The 16,926-nt window shown below is 43.3% G+C and carries 27 protein-coding genes; 10 read left to right on the top strand and 17 right to left on the bottom strand.

Annotation, left to right across the window (positions count from 1 at the left end; translation table 11 throughout):
• Positions 1–6: 6 nt before the first annotated feature.
• From EAH55_RS29190 to EAH55_RS29170, 5 genes are all read right to left on the bottom strand, one after another.
• On the bottom strand, positions 7–492 hold the full coding sequence (locus tag EAH55_RS29190; RefSeq protein ID WP_121812791.1) for a hypothetical protein: 486 nt from the start codon (positions 490–492) through the stop codon (positions 7–9).
• A gap of 5 nt (positions 493–497) precedes the next feature.
• On the bottom strand, positions 498–974 hold the full coding sequence (locus tag EAH55_RS29185; RefSeq protein WP_121812790.1) for a lysozyme: 477 nt from the start codon (positions 972–974) through the stop codon (positions 498–500).
• Positions 965–1,507 carry a phage holin family protein gene (locus EAH55_RS29180; RefSeq protein ID WP_121812789.1) on the bottom strand — a complete coding sequence of 181 codons (543 nt, stop codon included), beginning with the start codon at positions 1,505–1,507 and terminating at the stop codon, positions 965–967. The genes EAH55_RS29185 and EAH55_RS29180 overlap by 10 nt, the downstream gene beginning before the upstream one ends.
• Before the next feature lie 103 nt (positions 1,508–1,610).
• Positions 1,611–2,729: a hypothetical protein gene (locus EAH55_RS29175; RefSeq protein ID WP_121812788.1), complete on the bottom strand. Its 1,119-nt coding sequence runs from the start codon at positions 2,727–2,729 to the stop codon at positions 1,611–1,613.
• A 62-nt stretch (positions 2,730–2,791) separates the two neighbouring features.
• Positions 2,792–3,859, bottom strand: coding sequence for a hypothetical protein (locus EAH55_RS29170; RefSeq protein WP_162997095.1), 1,068 nt, complete (start codon positions 3,857–3,859; stop codon positions 2,792–2,794).
• Between the two features lie 249 nt (positions 3,860–4,108).
• Here EAH55_RS29170 and EAH55_RS29165 point away from each other — a divergent pair, with 249 nt between their 5' ends.
• The 8 genes from EAH55_RS29165 to EAH55_RS29130 all read left to right on the top strand — a co-directional run bounded on the left by EAH55_RS29165 (position 4,109) and on the right by EAH55_RS29130 (position 10,759).
• Positions 4,109–4,570: a transcriptional regulator gene (locus EAH55_RS29165; RefSeq protein WP_121812786.1), complete on the top strand. Its 462-nt coding sequence runs from the start codon at positions 4,109–4,111 to the stop codon at positions 4,568–4,570.
• Positions 4,570–6,093, top strand: coding sequence for a hypothetical protein (locus EAH55_RS29160; RefSeq protein WP_121812785.1), 1,524 nt, complete (start codon positions 4,570–4,572; stop codon positions 6,091–6,093). The genes EAH55_RS29165 and EAH55_RS29160 overlap by 1 nt, the downstream gene beginning before the upstream one ends.
• 2 nt (positions 6,094–6,095) lie before the next feature.
• Entirely contained in the window at positions 6,096–6,509 is a 414-nt protein-coding gene (locus EAH55_RS29155) for a hypothetical protein (protein WP_121812784.1), read from the top strand.
• Between the two features lie 21 nt (positions 6,510–6,530).
• The gene (locus EAH55_RS29150; protein WP_121812783.1) at positions 6,531–7,889 is read left to right on the top strand and encodes a phage portal protein family protein; all 1,359 of its coding nucleotides are present in this window, start codon (positions 6,531–6,533) and stop codon (positions 7,887–7,889) included.
• 35 nt (positions 7,890–7,924) lie between these two features.
• The gene (locus EAH55_RS29145) at positions 7,925–9,181 is read left to right on the top strand and encodes a PBECR2 nuclease fold domain-containing protein (RefSeq protein WP_121812782.1); all 1,257 of its coding nucleotides are present in this window, start codon (positions 7,925–7,927) and stop codon (positions 9,179–9,181) included.
• Positions 9,182–9,279: 98 nt separating this feature from the next.
• The gene (locus EAH55_RS29140; protein WP_121812781.1) at positions 9,280–9,858 is read left to right on the top strand and encodes a hypothetical protein; all 579 of its coding nucleotides are present in this window, start codon (positions 9,280–9,282) and stop codon (positions 9,856–9,858) included.
• 4 nt (positions 9,859–9,862) lie between these two features.
• The gene (locus EAH55_RS29135; protein ID WP_162997094.1) at positions 9,863–10,396 is read left to right on the top strand and encodes a hypothetical protein; all 534 of its coding nucleotides are present in this window, start codon (positions 9,863–9,865) and stop codon (positions 10,394–10,396) included.
• Positions 10,397–10,411: 15 nt separating this feature from the next.
• The gene (locus tag EAH55_RS29130; protein ID WP_121812779.1) at positions 10,412–10,759 is read left to right on the top strand and encodes a hypothetical protein; all 348 of its coding nucleotides are present in this window, start codon (positions 10,412–10,414) and stop codon (positions 10,757–10,759) included.
• Positions 10,760–10,790: 31 nt separating this feature from the next.
• On the opposite strand, the gene EAH55_RS29125 is transcribed toward EAH55_RS29130, so the two are convergent.
• Genes EAH55_RS29125 through EAH55_RS29115 form a run of 3 tightly spaced genes read right to left on the bottom strand, consistent with a single transcriptional unit; the run spans position 10,791 to position 11,639 of the window.
• Positions 10,791–11,000 (bottom strand): YodC family protein, encoded by a 210-nt coding sequence (locus EAH55_RS29125; protein ID WP_121812778.1) that lies wholly within the window; start codon positions 10,998–11,000, stop codon positions 10,791–10,793.
• Positions 11,001–11,030: 30 nt separating this feature from the next.
• Positions 11,031–11,270 (bottom strand): hypothetical protein, encoded by a 240-nt coding sequence (locus tag EAH55_RS29120; RefSeq protein ID WP_121812777.1) that lies wholly within the window; start codon positions 11,268–11,270, stop codon positions 11,031–11,033.
• A 57-nt stretch (positions 11,271–11,327) separates the two neighbouring features.
• Positions 11,328–11,639 carry a hypothetical protein gene (locus EAH55_RS29115; RefSeq protein WP_121812776.1) on the bottom strand — a complete coding sequence of 104 codons (312 nt, stop codon included), beginning with the start codon at positions 11,637–11,639 and terminating at the stop codon, positions 11,328–11,330.
• Positions 11,640–11,716: 77 nt separating this feature from the next.
• On the opposite strand from EAH55_RS29115, the gene EAH55_RS29110 reads away from it, so the two are divergent.
• Complete coding sequence (locus EAH55_RS29110; protein ID WP_121812775.1) at positions 11,717–11,986, top strand: hypothetical protein; 270 nt, start codon at positions 11,717–11,719, stop codon at positions 11,984–11,986.
• Here the strand turns inward: EAH55_RS29110 and EAH55_RS29105 are convergent.
• The gene (locus EAH55_RS29105; RefSeq protein ID WP_121812774.1) at positions 11,972–12,175 is read right to left on the bottom strand and encodes a hypothetical protein; all 204 of its coding nucleotides are present in this window, start codon (positions 12,173–12,175) and stop codon (positions 11,972–11,974) included. The two genes, EAH55_RS29110 and EAH55_RS29105, sit on opposite strands and share 15 nt — an antisense overlap.
• 328 nt (positions 12,176–12,503) lie before the next feature.
• Here EAH55_RS29105 and EAH55_RS29095 point away from each other — a divergent pair, with 328 nt between their 5' ends.
• Entirely contained in the window at positions 12,504–13,091 is a 588-nt protein-coding gene (locus tag EAH55_RS29095; protein WP_121812772.1) for a hypothetical protein, read from the top strand.
• Positions 13,092–13,598: 507 nt separating this feature from the next.
• Here the strand turns inward: EAH55_RS29095 and EAH55_RS31210 are convergent.
• The 8 genes from EAH55_RS31210 to EAH55_RS29055 form a co-directional block, all read right to left on the bottom strand.
• Complete coding sequence (locus EAH55_RS31210; RefSeq protein WP_208644977.1) at positions 13,599–13,946, bottom strand: hypothetical protein; 348 nt, start codon at positions 13,944–13,946, stop codon at positions 13,599–13,601.
• 200 nt (positions 13,947–14,146) lie between these two features.
• Complete coding sequence (locus EAH55_RS29085) at positions 14,147–14,518, bottom strand: hypothetical protein (protein WP_121812771.1); 372 nt, start codon at positions 14,516–14,518, stop codon at positions 14,147–14,149.
• Positions 14,519–14,522: 4 nt separating this feature from the next.
• Positions 14,523–14,918 carry a hypothetical protein gene (locus EAH55_RS29080; RefSeq protein ID WP_121812770.1) on the bottom strand — a complete coding sequence of 132 codons (396 nt, stop codon included), beginning with the start codon at positions 14,916–14,918 and terminating at the stop codon, positions 14,523–14,525.
• Complete coding sequence (locus EAH55_RS29075; protein WP_121812769.1) at positions 14,911–15,192, bottom strand: hypothetical protein; 282 nt, start codon at positions 15,190–15,192, stop codon at positions 14,911–14,913. The genes EAH55_RS29080 and EAH55_RS29075 overlap by 8 nt, the downstream gene beginning before the upstream one ends.
• The gene (locus tag EAH55_RS29070) at positions 15,192–15,620 is read right to left on the bottom strand and encodes a hypothetical protein (RefSeq protein ID WP_121812768.1); all 429 of its coding nucleotides are present in this window, start codon (positions 15,618–15,620) and stop codon (positions 15,192–15,194) included. Before EAH55_RS29070 ends, EAH55_RS29075 begins: the two co-directional genes overlap by 1 nt.
• Positions 15,613–16,314 (bottom strand): P-loop NTPase family protein, encoded by a 702-nt coding sequence (locus EAH55_RS29065; protein WP_121812767.1) that lies wholly within the window; start codon positions 16,312–16,314, stop codon positions 15,613–15,615. The genes EAH55_RS29070 and EAH55_RS29065 overlap by 8 nt, the downstream gene beginning before the upstream one ends.
• A 4-nt stretch (positions 16,315–16,318) precedes the next feature.
• Positions 16,319–16,543 (bottom strand): hypothetical protein, encoded by a 225-nt coding sequence (locus EAH55_RS29060; RefSeq protein ID WP_121812766.1) that lies wholly within the window; start codon positions 16,541–16,543, stop codon positions 16,319–16,321.
• Positions 16,543–16,896 carry a DUF4406 domain-containing protein gene (locus EAH55_RS29055; RefSeq protein WP_121812765.1) on the bottom strand — a complete coding sequence of 118 codons (354 nt, stop codon included), beginning with the start codon at positions 16,894–16,896 and terminating at the stop codon, positions 16,543–16,545. The genes EAH55_RS29060 and EAH55_RS29055 overlap by 1 nt, the downstream gene beginning before the upstream one ends.
• Positions 16,897–16,926 lie beyond the last annotated feature (30 nt).

Below are 16,926 nucleotides of genomic sequence, written 5' to 3'. Positions count from 1 at the left end.
TTATGATTATTGAGTAATGAAAATTTGTTTGAAATACAGCTCCACCACGCTAACGGCTTCGCTCCAGGTGACTTTACCGTCACTTACTACCATGATAAGACGGGCGGCCAATACGTGATATAAAGCGTCTTTATCAGCATCATCACTGAATTTCACCTTGCTTAAAAGCTTATCAAGCATTACCGCATTATCCGGTGTTGTATCCAATAGGTTTTTACTGAAGGTTAAGCCGGTAAGCAGCGCCGGTATTGCCTGGTTAATTTTATCCTTTACAGCGTTATCTATTCCGGTTGGCGTAAAGTCAATTACAAGCCCCAAAATCGGGTTATTTACCACGGACTTTACTTTATTAACCACGTTTATAACAAGGTCTATTTCGGTAGTGGTGATGGCTATATCGGCCGGAAGCTCCACAGCTACATTACTGTTACCAGTGAGTTTTTTAAAAAGGACAGCGAAAAAACCGCCTATTGCTTTTAGTATTGTTGGCATTGTTATTAAATGGGGGTTATGAATAATTTTTGTTCTTTAGCCCGGCGTTTAACCAGTGCATCACTGATTACCTTTTTACCGGTTTTAGGGTCGGTTACTTTTGTCCAAAGGGCAAATTGAGCGGCGGCACCACCATAATCGCCCGCATTTAATTTTCTTAACAGGGTACTTGATGGCAGGCTACCGGTGTTAAAATGGAAGCTTAAAAGCGCGTCGTACTGGTTTTGGTTTAATGGTACAGTTACCACCCTGTTAACAGTGCGCTCAAAGTCTTTCAGAATTACGCAAAGCAGGTCGCTTGCACACTCTTTATTTACCAGCCTATCGCCTGGCTGTATCCGTTTTGCATTTGCGTAAAATGTGCAGCCATAGCCAATAGTCCACACACCGGCAATGTCCTGATATGCCGTAAGCCTTAAGCCCTCAAATGATTTAATGAGGTCTAAGCCGCGGGTACTGATTGCATATTTATTTACGGCCATAGTGAGGTTATTTTGTCTTTAATTTTATTGATCCACGCGGTTTTGTCTTTGCCATCAATTACGGCGAGGTTTTCAAGTATGGATACTATGTTTTCCTGTGCTATATGGATAATCAGGAAGTTTTGAAGCCAATCGAAGCAAACCGCCATAACCGTTTCCCCTTTGGCGGCATAGTTTTGCGACCAGTGGTAAGGGATAGCTATAAGTACCAGGTAGATAAATACCTTAAGCGTAAACCGCGATAGCCTGAAACTGCTAAACTGTTCTTGCCTGATGCGTGAGGCAACTATACCACTAACCAGCTCTACCACGAAGGCCAGCAGCATACTAACCAGTGCTGCCGTTTGAATACCAAGTGCCAAAGGGATTTGCGGAAAGAAAGCGGCTAACCATGCAAGGCCGGGATAGGTGCAGCTTACAAACAATAGCTGCCGGGTTATGCAATATTTAAATGACGGCGCTACGCTCTGAAAAAAATTGGTGAAGCTGTCGTAATCATACGAGGCAAGCATTTTATAAAACCAGTCTTTCATTATTCCTCAATCAACCCGCGCCGCCCCTGATCGTATCCGGGGACTATTAAGGCGCGGGGTTCTTTTTGTTTGGTTATTTGTGTTGATTAGGGGTTATCAGGTATTAAGCGGGTGTACCTTGAATCATGGCACCAACACCCAAATTATCAGCCCTACGGCGGCGGCCACCCATACGCAGCAATGCGCTGTATATGTCACCGTAGTATTCGGCGCGGTCGGGGTTTTCAAAAAACTTCACATCACCCAGTGCGCGGGCTACCGCATCTTTTTGCCATACCAGCGATACGGCACAGTCACCGGCTGCACCGGCAGCGCCTAAGGCTTTAATAGCATGAGCGGAATTGGCTACCGCCACGTTGCTACGGTCAAGGATGTCAAAACCGTATAGGCGGCCTAAGGTACCTTCGGCAGCGTTGTAGTATTGCGAGAAATCGCGGTATTGCGTGTTAGTGAGGCTTGAGGTAAATTGGTCAAGCATGTTACTTTCAAACATCACCTGTCGACCGGCTTTTGGTATGTTGTTTTTATTAAAAAACAACTCCCATGCTTTTAAATCCAAATGGTGTGTCCCATAGCGATTACCTGTAGCAGCATCAGTAGTTGCGGCTACCTGTATTGGAGTGTCACCACCACCACCGGTAGTATAAAGTTTTGTTACATTACTAACCGTTTCGTCAAGCCATTTTAAAATAATATCATCGGCTACAAACTCAACTAATGTCCCGGCATGATCACCGTAAACGCTATCGATTTTATCGTATGACAGTTCGTATTTATCTGCATCAGGAATATGTGTTGGATCGGTAGTATACTCATCCAGTACGTAAACGATGTCAGTATCTGTACGCCTTACTGCTGCGGCCGGAAACGAACCACGATTTTTAGTTACAGATGGCTTAGCGCCTGGTTGTGGAATATGCACCACCTTACCGGCTAATACTTTATCATCATCGCTAAATGCGCGTTTAATAAATGCGTTATCTTTCCAAAATCGTTCGATTATGTATTGCGCCCAAAGCTCTACCTGTACACCGGCTGTAAAAGCCGCGGGTTTATTTGGTTGGAGTTTTGAAAGCTGGTAGAATACAAAGCCAGCGCCGCCAACAGCCACCGAAGCGGTTAGCATATCGGTGTGGGCGACTGCCGCGAAGGCGTTAACAGCCAGCGAGGCAAAAAGAATAAGGCCAATGGTGGCAACTAAAAATTGCTTGAAATTTTTCATTTTGTTAATTAATAGGGGTATTGTTTGGGGGTGTTAAAAGATTATTTAAAGGCCGTTAAGGGCTACTTCTTTTCGGTTTTAATTGGGAATTTTTCGGCGCGCTTGTCTAAATACGCTTGCTTATCAAGTTGCTGCAGGCGCTCCAACTTGCCTGTTTTCCACAGGTCGTCGTAGCTTAGCTTAATCAGCTCTTTTACTTCTTTGTCGCTGCCTTCGCTGGCTGTGCTGATTTGTTCCTCTACTGTTTTAAGTACCGGCATACCTTCCAGCAATTCTTTTGTGCCGTCAAAATCAACCTTAGCCAAACGAATGTATTTTTCACGCTGGCCGGGCAGGTATTTGTTTTTATGGTCGTCGGCCAGCTTAATTACTTTGGCTTCGTTCTGATCTGCTTTAAGCTGCGATACTTCATCCTTCAAAGTCTGCTTTTCGCCCTTAAGCGTGTTTATGTCAGTCGCCTGGGTAGCATTAAGCTGTATCATATCATTCACGGCCTTTTGCACCTGTACTTCGGTGGCGGTTTCATCCAGTTTAAGCGAAAGCAAAATGCCGTTCAATGCTGCGCCTGTCAGTTGAATTAATTTCATGGTGTCCTTATCGTCGTTTTTAGTTTGTTGTAGTGAGTTGAAAAGCTTGATAAATCCATCTTTATCCAGCCCGGATAATTCAATCCTTTTTTCGTCATGCCCGTATAGTTGACAGGCACACGCATCATCATTGCCGCCAATGTCCACGCAACTGATATCGGTTACTTTCCACTTGGTTATAGTGGGGCCGGTTTGGCCGGGTAACATCATTGAAGGATCTTCTGTCCATTCAAGTGGTATAGCGCCCAACGAAACCATATTTAAAATGCCAGCTTCGTACTTATTGTACAGCTGCATAGCAAAAGGGTCGTTTTCGTCAAACTCCAAATAGCAACTCCATTCGTCGCCGTGCAGCTCTATTTCTACAGCACATCCCGGCGGCAGTATTTGGCTTTTATCGTTGCTAAATGCCCGTTGGTGCATCCATAGAAGTATTGGATTTTTCAAATATTGAACCCAATCGCCCCCGTCCGACATTACGCGGTACTTGTAGCAATTAAGGCCGCTGGTCGTGATTACATACCGCTTAGTCGTACGTTTCATTTTTTTCGGTTGAATACGCCAGCGCCCCTGTTAATTGCCTTTTTTTCATGTTTCGTTTTTTAGTTTTTCATAACCGTTTATTGGTTTCGTTGGGACAAACGTACAGCGGTATTTCGGCCATAAAAAACCGCGTTTATGAATGATTAAAGGGGTTTTATGGTATGATTAAAGCTGCGTTAATCATCCAATTACCGGGTTATATAAGAGGTAAAAAAGCCTGCAATTTTGGGTGTAAATCAACCCCAAAACATGGCCGAAAGGAAAAGTAGAGCCGACCTTGAAAGGTTAAAGGAACTGGCAAAAAGGTATTTTATTGACGACAATCTTTCCCAAAAAGAGATAGCCGCAAAAACGGGCATATCAGAAAAAACGATTGGTAAATGGGTGGCCGAAAATGACGGCCTTTGGGAAAAGCAAAAGAAAAATTTATTGCTTACCCGACAGGAGCAAATGAGTTATTTACTTGATGAACTATCGGAACTAAACGCCGCTATCAGGAAAAAACCAGCCGGGTCGAGGTACGCCGACAGCAAAGAGGGCGACGTAAGGCGCAAGCTTGTAAAAGACATTAAGGAACTGGAAACCAAAACCAGCAAACCCGAAGCTATAAGCGCCTGCATAGCGTTGCTAAATTTTGCCCGTAGTGTGTCATTAGAAAAGGCGCAAGCCCTTGCGCCTATAATTGATGGTTTTATTAGATCGCTTTATTAATGGCTTTAGCAGAAGATAGAAAAGCCCTTGATAAATGGGATGAGTATGTAAAATCACTACTCCGCGCCACGGTAATTGACGTTAACGAAAGTGAAGCCGACAAGCTTAAAAGGAAGGAAGATTTAGAGAAAAAAGGGAATGAAGAAAAGTGGTTTAAATACTACTTTCCTAACTACTATTATGCCGAACCTATGCCGTGGCACAAGGCTGCAAGCCGCCGGGCAATTTACAATAGTGAGTGGTACGAGGTAAGGGCATGGAGCCGGGAACTTGCCAAGTCAGCCCGTACCATGATGGAAACAATTTACCAGGCATTAACCGGCCTTAAAAAATCCATCCTGCTTATTAGTTCAAGCGAAACGGCGGCTATAAACCTGCTAAAGCCTTACAAGCTAAATTTCGAGAATAACCAGCGGATCATTAACGATTATGGTAAGCAGGAAAATTTCGGCGATTGGAGCGAAAAGCAGTTTATTATAAAAAAGGGCTGTTCGTTTTTGGCTATCGGCGCAGGCCAGTCACCCCGTGGTTCGCGTAACGAGGAAGTAAGGCCGGATAAAGTTATCATGGATGACTTTGATACCGACGAGGAATGCAGAAACCCCGATACCATTGACAAGAAATGGGACTGGTTTGAGCAAGCGGTTTACGCTACCCGGTCAATCAGTAACCCGATGCAGGTGATATTTTGCGGCAACATCATTGCCGAAAATTGCTGCATCAACAAGGCTATCAAGATGGCCGACTACTTTGAGATTATTAACATAAGGGATAAAGACGGTAATTCAACATGGCCGAACAAAAACACCGAACCGTTAATAGACCGGGTACTATCAAAAATCAGCTACGTATCACAACAAAAGGAATACTATAATAACCCTATCACCACCGGCAAGGTGTTTAAAAAGCTGCATTACAAAAAAATACGGCCACTTAAGGAGTACAAATATTTAGTAGCCTATACCGACCCGTCATACAAAAAGAAAGGTGACTTTAAGGCCACCGTTTTAATAGGCCGATGGAAAGACGAATACCATGTGATACGCGTATTCTGCGACCAGGTATCGACCGCACAAATGATCGACTGGAACTATGAAATATATAAATGGGTTAACGGGCAGGTACCCGTTTACTTTTATATAGAATGGCCGTGGATAGACGAAATGTTTATTCAGGAATTAGCGCAGTCAAACGCCAAACACGGCTTTAAGCTTGTACCCAAAGCCGATGACCGCGACAAACCCGATAAGTACCACCGTATCGAGAGTAATCTTGAACCGCTCAACCGCGAAGACATTGAAAAGAATGTTATACCACGCCTATACTTCAATATCGACGAAAAGGGAACGGTACACATGGATAACATGGAGGGGCAGTTTTTAGCCTTGTCGCCTACCAGCCGTGCACATGATGACGGCCCCGATGCCGTGGAGGGCGGCGTGTGGATAGTTAATAATAAAGCCACCGGCGACCTTTCAAAAATGCAAGTAATCAGACCACCACGAAACCCCAAACGATATTAACTATGCCATTTTTAACCAAAGCCGATTTAACCACGGATATATACACAGAGGATATAGACGCGATAACCGAAGGCAACGACGACGACGTTACCGCCGCCATAAACAAAGCAATAGCCGAGGCACAGGGCTATTTTGACAGGTACGACGTAGATGCACTGTTTGCCCGCACCGGCGATGAACGCGACCCTATATTAATAGGATCGCTAACAGCAATGGCCTTACAGTGGCTTACCCGCAAATGCCCGGCAAACCAAAACGTCAAACAGATAAGGGAAGATGCCACCACCGCCCGCGTGTGGCTTCGCCGGGTTCAAGCTGCCGAAGTAAAACCGAGGGGATGGCCGTTAATAGCGCCGCCTGAAAAGGCTACCTTTTTTCACATGAGCAGCAACCCAAAACGCGGCAACCATTTTTAATTATTTAATACCCCTTTAAATATGCCAATAACAAAAAAAGCTACCGTTACCGCCGACGGTACACAACCCAGCATCGCAATAACCAAGCTGGACATAATGCCAATTGTCCGCGAAAATCAGGACATCGTAAAATGGCGAAACTATACCCGTAGTGCCGAATCACGGGTGCCGCGCCGCGCCCTGCTCTACAGTTTATATTTTGATGTAATATTAGATGCCCAGGTGATAAGCGTAACCGGCAAACGCCGCGATGCTATTACTACGGCAGGGTGGCAATACGTAGATAAAGACGGGCAGCCAGTACCCGAGATCAATGAGCTGATAGATAGCATTGGTTTTGCCAAATTGCTTGAAGAAATTATAGATAGCCGTTTTTGGGGTTACAGCATGGTTGATTGCAATATTTTCAAAGACGATGAAAATACATGGCAAATGACCGCTACCCAGTTCGACCGTAGGCACATGCGCCCCGAATTGGGGATGGTGGCATTCAGGCAGTACGATGACGAGGGTTTTAGCATTCGTGAAGGTGTGTACACTCAAACAGTTTTAGAGGCGGGCGAGGAAAAGGATTTGGGGTTATTATTATCGGCAGCACAGTACGCCATTTACAAACGCGGCGGTTTAGGTGATTGGGCTACGTTTGTTGAGGTTTTCGGCAATCAGATTTTAGACGCACAGTGGGATGGTTACGACGAAGATCAACGGCTATTACTTTTAGATGCCATTGAAAAAATGGGCAACAATGGCAGATTGGTGCGTCCTAAAGGCACCGAGGTACAATTTGTGCCCAACCAAAACAACGCTACCGGTGCTTTACAGGAAGGTTTTGAAAGATGGCTGGATGAACAAATAGCAAAGGCGCTGTTAGGTAGTACCGAAACATCGGGCACCAGTGAGCGCACCGGCTACGCCATCGGCAAGGTACATGCCGACCAAGACGAAAAGAAAAACGAAACGGATACCGATTTTGTACGCCGTATCCTTAACAGCCGTTTCAGGAAGATTTTAAAAGCCTTTGGCCTACCGTATGAAGGTGGTAAGTTTATCATTCCCGAAAAAAAACAAAAGCTTTCCCTTACCGATGAGATTAATGTTTACGTGGCAATGGCTACAAAATTAGGTATGCCGGTGGATCACGATTTTATATATCAGCGCGTAGGGATGCCGAAGCCAGCCGACTACGACGCGCAAATGAAGGAAAAAGAGGCTCAAAAGGCCTTTAACGCGCTAAATACGCAGATTCCGGACGATGATGACGACGAAGAAAGTGCAGATACCCCCCCGGCTAAAAAGGACAAAAAGGCCAAAAAGCCCGCTGGTGTGAAGCTCACTTTTCGTCAAAAGCTGGCTTTGCACATGATGGATTTTTTCGGGTAGCCCCGGAATTAACGGGGCACATTAAACTCAAAGATTTGTATAGTGATGATTGCGATTGCGGCGAACACCACAACCATAAACCAAACACTATATTACTGGCCGGTGGCTATCGGGATATATTGAACGATTTTTTAAAGCAGGTACATAGTGGGGAACTAAAGCCCGGCAGCATACAGCCCGACTATTACAACAACCTGGCTACAAAACTGGCCGGGGCTGTTGCCGAAGGGTTGGGCGGTAAGATATTCGCGTCGGACGATGACCGCAATGCACTGAAGGCATATTTTGACCATAATATTTACGTATTTAGCGGCGCTAAAAGCCTTGTTATGCTTAAGGAGTATAACAGGCTATTGCTTGATGATAAGGGGCAGGTACTGCCATATAAAGAGTTTGAGAAGCGGGCTTTAAAGGTTGACGCGCTGTACAATAAAACCTATCTCGAAGCTGAATACGAAATGGCGGTGGCATCATCGCAGATAGGTGCAAGCTGGCCGGGCTTGATGAAATTTAAGCTATTGGAATGGAGTACTACGGGCGGGGAAAACGTTTGCCCTATTTGCGGCGGCTTTGACCGGATGATTATAGCCAGCAATAACCCAGTGTTAAACAGGCTTTGCCCCCCGCTACATTTTAAATGCCATTGCAAATTTATACCGGCAGCAGATACCGACACACCTACGCCCGAAGATCATATCAACAACGTAGAAAAGGCAGCCGATATAAAACCCTACTTCAAAAATAACCCCGGTAAAAACAAGGTGATTTTTACGGATGGGCACCCATATTTTAAAAACTTAGGCAACAACAAACAGCGCGAATTGGATGCCGAGAAAAATTATAACATGCCATCGGGCGAAAGGATTTACGCAACCATTAACCTGACATCATACACCGAAGCCAAAAGCAAAGAAGAAGCTAACAAGTGGTGGACAGATACAGCAGGCGGCCAGCGTAAAACCATTGATATTATAGCGCGCGACGGTATTACCGTAAGCATGGATAACAGGTTTAGAAACCATGTTTTAGAGGAAAATAAAGACAATCGTTACCGCTTCCTGCCGCCGCTGCCGGATATTTTGAAAAACCCCGACGAAGTATGGAGTAACAAAATAAAGGGGACTATTCAAACAGCTTATATCAAGTATTACAAAAATTGCCCTATAGTAATAGTAACTGATTCACGAAGCAATGTAACTGCTATTACAGCCTACGAAGTACAGAAAAATGGGCGAACAAACTTTGGCGCGCTTGCCAATATGAGGAAAGGTATTTTGAAATATAAAAAGTAAAGCCGTTTACACAGTTCCGGCAGCGGCTAACCAAACAGCGCCCCGCCGGTGCATAAACGGCTTATTTATAACACAAATATAAAGATATTTTATAAAAAATGGATAGTGCCACTTTTGTTCGCACAAGCCGCCGAAAGGCTGCACAGATCGCAACATATGTGAATGATATAGCCCCGGCAATGGTGGTACGCAAAACGTTGCGGTTTGTTGACGGCAACTTCAGGGCGCAGGGCTGGCAGGGCGAAACCTTTAAAAAGTGGAAGGATAAACAAAGCATTGCAGGCAAACGCAGGCAGGGGCAAAACCTGATAGTAACCGGCAGGTTAAGGCGTGGCGTAAACTATACCACCAACGGCCGGGGCGAAGTTCGTTTTTACAATAACGTTCCTTATGCCAAAGCACATAACGAAGGTTTAACCATAAACGCCACCGTACACGTTAGCGCCTACACACGCAGGCGTTTTTACACCGACGAGGTTAGCGCACCCGGTGCCCGTAAAACCAAATTTGCAAGAACGCAAACAGGCGAAAGCGAAGTAAGATCGCATACCCGTGTAATGAAAACGCAAATGCCACAACGCCAGTTTATGCCCTATGAAGGCCACGGCAGCCCGGTACTGGAAAACTCTATAAAACGTGACCTTGAAAAGGATTTTAACAAGATTTTAAACGCTTAACAACATGAGTGAATTAACAATGGATGCCATATTGGCGAACGTATTTTTAACCGTACAGGAACGGTTAGCCACGCTGCCCGAATTAAAATTTATAGATCAGGACATGGGGCAGTTGGAATTTGACGACAGCGACCAGCTTTGCCCTGTTAAGTTTCCGTGCGCTTTATTCGACCCGGTAGAAATACGTTACACCGATAACAGCGAATATAGCCAGCAAGGCGAAAGCGTACTGGAAGTGCGTTTAGGAGTAGCCGCCTATACAGCAGCAACGCACTATTACCAAAACGATAGCCATAAAATAAACGCGTTGGGATACTTTAACTTAGAACATCGGGTTAACCAGGTATTACACGGGTGGAGCGATGAGCGATATTTTAACCCGCTTAGCCGGATCAGCGCCCAAACCGAGCGCAGAAAGGATAACGTAAGGGTACGGGTATTGCGGTACGCGTTTGGCTTTGTAGATAATACAGCCATGAAGGTAAGAACGCTACAGGCGCGGCCGGACTTGGAAGTTATACCGAATGTATTACCTTAAGTATTATATTTGGCTATGAAGAAATTAATACCTATAGCCTTATTACTATTTTCGTTAGCAGCCTGTAGCGATGACGAAAAAGCAAATAAAAAACCCGAATTGTGGCAAGCATATACAGTTGCACAGGTAGCAGTTAAAGCACATTTAAAAGACCCCGACGGTGCGGAATTTATTGAGGGCAATCGAAAAGAAAAAGAATACCCTGACAGCAGCTACGTGTTCCGTGGCTATGTAAAAGCTACTAACGATTTGGGATTAAAAGCGCCTATTGAATATAATGTTGGCATCAAATGGAAAGGTGGCGACTGGATGAGCGACACGAGTTGGACAATAAAATTTGGCACAGTAGGAGGAGATAATTAACAAAAAGGCCGCTTAGTTAGCGGCCTTTTTGTTATTGTGGAGGTATTGAGCCTCTTCGTTTTGGTGTAATATTTTTAGTAAGCGAAGTCTCCACGAATTGCCCCGATTTTAGTTCAGCATCTAAAAACCACTTACATGTCCATCCACCATTAATGTGATAACTATCCACCGTCATTTCGGGGCCACCTGATTTAAGTTGAACCACATCTCCCGGCTTTAATTTTTCTGTTGTTTCTTCCATATTATTAAGGTTAAGTTTATTGAAAATTCTTTATTTGATATACCAGCTACCTCTTACGTTTTCTAAGTAGTGATGTAAACGGCCGGTATTTGCCTCGTAGTCCCAAACTTTTTGATTGAACGTATACTGGTATTCTTTCCCGTTTCTGTAGCCTGTCATCGTTATACTATCGGTTTTGATAGAGATATTGAAACGAATATTGTCAAAAAGATCACTGAAATAATCGCTTAATTCCTGCTGAATAGTGCCGAGGCTTATATATATAGACATATTTAAATTATTTATAAAACGATGAAAAATAATCGTTTTATAAATAATAACAAAGCACTAATACCAATTAAAATGCGGGATAAGTTTTTGCAGGTATTTGCGGTCGGCCTTGTCTGATTTGAGTTTTTCGAGGGTGTCGCGTTCCTCCATGATTATTTGCGAAATGGTGGTTTCGCCTAAATAAAATTCGTGGTTTAATTCCTCTACGGCACGTTCATATTGCAAACCCTTTATTTTATAGTGGTAATACAGGCGACACACGATATCATGATCCCTACGGGCTTTAAACACGCCTTTAACGTGCTTAACAGTGCTACGTTTAAGAGGTTCAGAAAGGATACTTGCAACTAATTGTTTACCGAGCGCCATAGATTAATCAGGTGCCATAAAATTACCCAATACTTAAAAACTTAGCAAAACAAACCAGCGCACATTATATTTGCCATATGACTATTGAGTTTGACGCTACGTTTGGCGAAGAAGTAAAGCTGGTTACAATTGGCTGGGATGAATGGGGGCACAAAGGTTTCAATATTCATTTAAATAAACGCTATCAGGGCTACATCATTAACCACAACGGCAAATGGGATCACTGGTTAAAGGTCAAATATCCTCAACATGATTTTACCACCGATGACATTCAAATAATCATTGAATTGATAGAGGAACACCCCGACTTTAAAGCCATTGCAAAAAAAGCTTTAAATACCCTTTAATTGCCCTGCTTCCGTTAGCATTTCGCTTAATAAATGTGTTAGGGTATACACCTCATCTGCATTAGGCGGCGTTTCAGGGTTTTGGTTTCCCATTAAGTGAAGCAATGACCTGTACAGGTGTACATAATCATCACGGTCGCCATTTAGTGTAATAATAATCTTTCTCTCTTTCTGCTCAAACGCTACCATAAACCCGGCCGGTTAATCAATTTAAAATCTGTTTAAGGTTCATTAGGTAGATGTATAAGCCGGGCAAAAAAAATGACGCAGCTAATACCTTAAAGCCCATCAAGGGAGTCGAAGCCCTATACACGCAGAAAGATACAGCCACGCCATTACTGGCGTACTATTTGGCTTGTGCTGCGTGTATCTGTAATTTTCGACTTTTAGATGATGGGCAGCACTTTAAAAAGTACAATTTCTTTTACCTTACAAAGTTAGGGCTTTTACGGGGATGAGTAAATAGGGTTTCAGTAATAAGAATAATTAATTAGTATTTTTTATCTTGGATATAATTATGGCAAGGATATTTACATCAAAACAAAAGGCAATTGAACTTATTAGCAACAGAATAAATGAGCTAAATAGCTATCAAAATTTCAATCACGTGGCCTGGAAAGCACGAACGGTGTCTGATTTAACTGAAATATTCGGCCCTGCAAGTAACCAGGTTTTTAACGCGCAAAGACTTAACTTTTTTGAAATTGTTACAAATGAAAACCAAAAGGTTATAGAAAACTTTAGGCAATTATTGCGAGGCTATGTCGAGTTTATAAAAGACCACATATTAGACGCCCCGGTGAAAGTGGCGGAACAAATAGATTGGGAAAAACAGTATCACGAAATGCATAGCATTGTAATTCAAAAAAGTGAGAATTTCGATTCCCTCCATAAGATTGTAGAAAGTAGAAACTCTGAAATAGACGAATTAGAGTTGGAAATCGAGAGGCTTAAAAACAACGTGTTTCAAACAGAGAATGTCACACCATTACGCCTTTGGCGATTTTTTATAAATTTACCTTGGGAAAGCGTTACCATAATAGGTGGGGTATTAGCGGCCACTTTTGGTTTGGGTATATGGTTGGCGCATTTGCTTAAACTATAAAATGAGCCCCTTTTTAAGGGGGCTCATTTTTGCTTTTTGTTTTACGCTGCTTTTGCCTTCGTGGCTTAAGCTTTCTGATCAAATCAACTGCGTTACTGCTCAAAGTAACAACACCTGAAGCGCAACCAATCAGCGCGGCGACATCATTAATAATGCCCATAAAAATTTTGCTCAGAGTTTTAACAACCTCAAAAACCCCGGTGACAATTGTTAACCAAACAAATTTGTTTGATAATTTTGGTATATACCTTTTTATGACATACCTTTGTCACGACAAATAAGAACTTTCAAAGTATACAAAATTGGCCGCTTTCCCAGAGTGGCCTTTTTTGTTTTCTCTTCGCGTAGCAAATATAACCATTTAGCCTACTGATTATCGGCCGTTTGATTCTTAATTATGCTAATAAAATGTGCAAGTTTTCCACAAATACCCGTTACAAAGGGGTACCTTTAAATTTCAGCCCATTTGCATGTTGAAAAAAGGGACGAGAACAATTTAAAACACATTCAAACACCGCACTTATCAGCTAACCTAATTAACCACTCCGCAAACTTTATCGGTGTAGCTTCGCGCTCCTTCTTCGTTATGATCTTAGCGCCGGTGCCATTTCGCGCAGGTCTAACTACATATTCTATGGCATCAAATGAAATTGGAATAGGCGGCAATTTATCGGGCGTACAGCCTACAATGTAAAGCAGTGTTTTCTTTTGCGCCTTGTGTCCCCACCAACTTTGGTTAACACAAATAGAATACCCCCCCCATGTGTCTCTTTTACCTGGCATTGGTAACGGCACTTCATTCCATAGGGTTGAGCCGTAAGGATGTTCAAGTACACCTCCGTGTTTACGCACCATATCAACCGCGTAAAGCGCTAATTTTTTTTCGTCCGGCCGGGGCTTTGCAAATTGAGATAAGCGCCCCCATGCCCGACAAGGCGGGTGCGCCACTACCGGGTTACCTCCCGGCCATTTCCTTGCGTCGCGTTCAATATCCTAGCAATCCACATGCAGGGTATTGTATATTGATTTTGCTTGTGTAAATAAAATTGATACCATTAATCTAACTCATCTAATTGGTAGTACACGGGGTGAGTTTTCCCGTTGATTGTTTCAAATTCTATCACCACCATAGGTTCATTATCGTAAATAGCGAACTTAGGGTGGCTCATTATAATGCGGTTTTCGTAGCCGGGTATACACCTAACACCTAAAATATACACTTCGTTATCTGGCTTTTTAACACCAAAACGCCCCAAACTTTGCTCTAAAACCGTCTGAACAGGTGGGGGTATATGCATAATTATTTCACGCGGCTTGTACATTTTGGCGGCAAAATAGTCGCGTCCACGCGCAATCATTTCAACCAAAACGTGCATTTCTGCACATTCAGGCTGATAATAAAGGCGGGGAACGCGTTTGATCTGCATGGCTTTAAATACCCTTTAAATACTTTGTGTAAACCTGATTAAAGGCGCTCACAGCCTTCACAAGGTCGAGGTAAAACAAACCATCCAGCGGAGCGCTAAACATGCTTTCGCACCAATCGTTAACCCGCTTCATATCTACCTTAGTAGTACCTGGCTTTTCCCAATGCATTTCGTGGGCAAGGCTTATTATTTTACGCTTCATTTTGTCGGCTTCGCTGGGTGGCTGGCCTACCAACTGTTCGAGGTGGGCAAACAGTAGTTGCGTATCCTCATAGCCCATAGCGGTTAGGCTGTCGGTTTGGCCGTCCGAAAAGCTAAACACCAAGTCCTTTTTATTTTCTTCGGTAAGCCCGGCTTTTGCAAGCAATGTCCGGGCTTTTTTGATTTGATCTTTAGTCATGGTATTCGGGATATGCCATGTGTGGCGGGTTAGCATCAAAACTATAAGCCGGGCGGTTATTTATATCAACAAGGTAAGGCAGCGGCTTCATTACGTCCCTTAGTTCAATTAAGGCTATCGGGTTTAGGTAGGCAACATTTTTTTTAACTGTAACACTATTTGCAATTGTATCAATCTGCAAATTTGTTATACCGATAATTTTTAAAGCTTTCGCTAAGTGTTCAATCGCTTCGTAAAGCGGCATGTATTTGTCGGGTATTGTTTCGTTATTCATTACTGTTTGCTCCAATCTGTTTTATAGTATTCACGTTTTAAAAATCCTTCGGGGTTGGCTTGTGCTACGCCGGTGCGCGACAGGTAAGCTTTATAAGCCGGTATACATTTGAGGTAAGCAAGGCGCTTAACGTCGCTTAATTTGTTCCAAAATGGTTCGCAACGGTGGGGGTGTATCTTCTTACCATATTCGGTTATGAAGTTTTCAAAACTCAAATCTTCCGACACCTTCCGAACGGTGAAATATTGCTTTGCGTTAAGCGCTGTTAAATCGGCCTCCTCACGGGGTAGTTTTTGCAGCAGGGTAACCAATTGCTTTTCGTCTAATTCGGCATCCAAAACGCTGTAAAACACCATTAAACCGGCATTATCGTAATCAAACTGCACACTGCCTTTGTAGTGGATTGAGGTTAAAATATACTTACTCATTTGCAAATACCCCCTCCTGTTCGGGCGTGTTTTGCGCAGCTTTGGCAAGCTTTAGCGCCATTTTATCAAGCCTATCGAAGTACTTATGTTCAAGCAATCGGGCACGTTCTTCCCAAATAGCTTGCGGGATATTGCCGCCAAAACGACTTTTAGGCCATATCATGAAGTTTTTAACAAAGAGTTTAACGTCACATAGATATTTTATATCCTTAGACGATTGCGTTTTAGGCTCACTACCCAAGCTCCACATAATGAGTATGATGATTTTATTTTTCAGCTTCTTACGCATGTATAAGAACTGTTCGGGTGTCATTTTCCAAACATCAATACTGTCTATAACAGCAACATCAGGTGAGCCGCGCCTACAGAAATATTCTACCACTTCTTCAAAAGTTGCATTTGCAGCGAGTATAATTTTACCGCTATAATGGTCTATTATTCCTTCACGCCTTAATGCATCCTGCATAGTAGCGCTATGCCCTTCTTCGAGGCTGACATATGTTGCACGTAACCCACAATCACAAAGAGCCTTCAATAGCCTTAATATCCCCGTTGTTTTCCCGTTCCCGCTACCACCCCAAATAGCGCAGCTGAAATTTTTATCAACTAAGCCGATGGTGTTTTTCCAAATTGTTTCTAAGTCTAAACGGTCAAATACCATCTGCCCAACCTGGAACATTCCTTTTGTCTCCATTTATCTAATTAGTATGTCGTAAAAAAATTACTTCAGTGTTTTTGTCAATTGCTTTCGGGTATTTGGGGTTTGTGTTTGGCGGCAGATACCATAGCTTATAAGTGCGGTATTCGGTTTTCTTTTCGTCATGCTCTACCATTTCACAAACCGTTTTGGCTTTGTCGTTAGCCTTGTAAAAGCGGTCGCCTACCCGTAGCTTTTCCGCTGTAGTTCGGGTGTTACGCTCCATTATTCGTACATGGTATTAAGCCCGAACTTTACCGCCTGCATATGTTCAAATACTGCCCCTTGGCTATCTTTCCAGTCCGGTAGCATATAAATATGGTCGGCCATATTTAACAGCGTTGTAGCCTTCCGCATGGCCGTTTGCCAGTCTTCTTCGGGGCCGATAAAGTCGCAAGGATTAAGCACGTGAAAACCTTGTGCGGTTAGCCTTTCTTTTGCGGCTTTAAATTTAGCCTCATACTCTGCAACCGGCAGCCCGGTTACTTTTCCGGCGATATAAACCACCTGGCTTTTTGATTTGGCTAAATGGGTGGTTAGTTGTATTAGAAAACTTGTTTTTGTCAATAGCTTTAACATAGTTTAAAGGGTGTTTAAAGGTTAATTAAT

Origin of the sequence: Mucilaginibacter kameinonensis (genome assembly GCF_003675385.1) — a bacterium.
Taxonomy (GTDB): Bacteria; Bacteroidota; Bacteroidia; order Sphingobacteriales; family Sphingobacteriaceae; genus Mucilaginibacter; species Mucilaginibacter kameinonensis.
The sequence above is the reverse complement of the archived record's forward strand: the minus strand, read 5'-3'. Positions and strand labels throughout refer to the sequence as shown.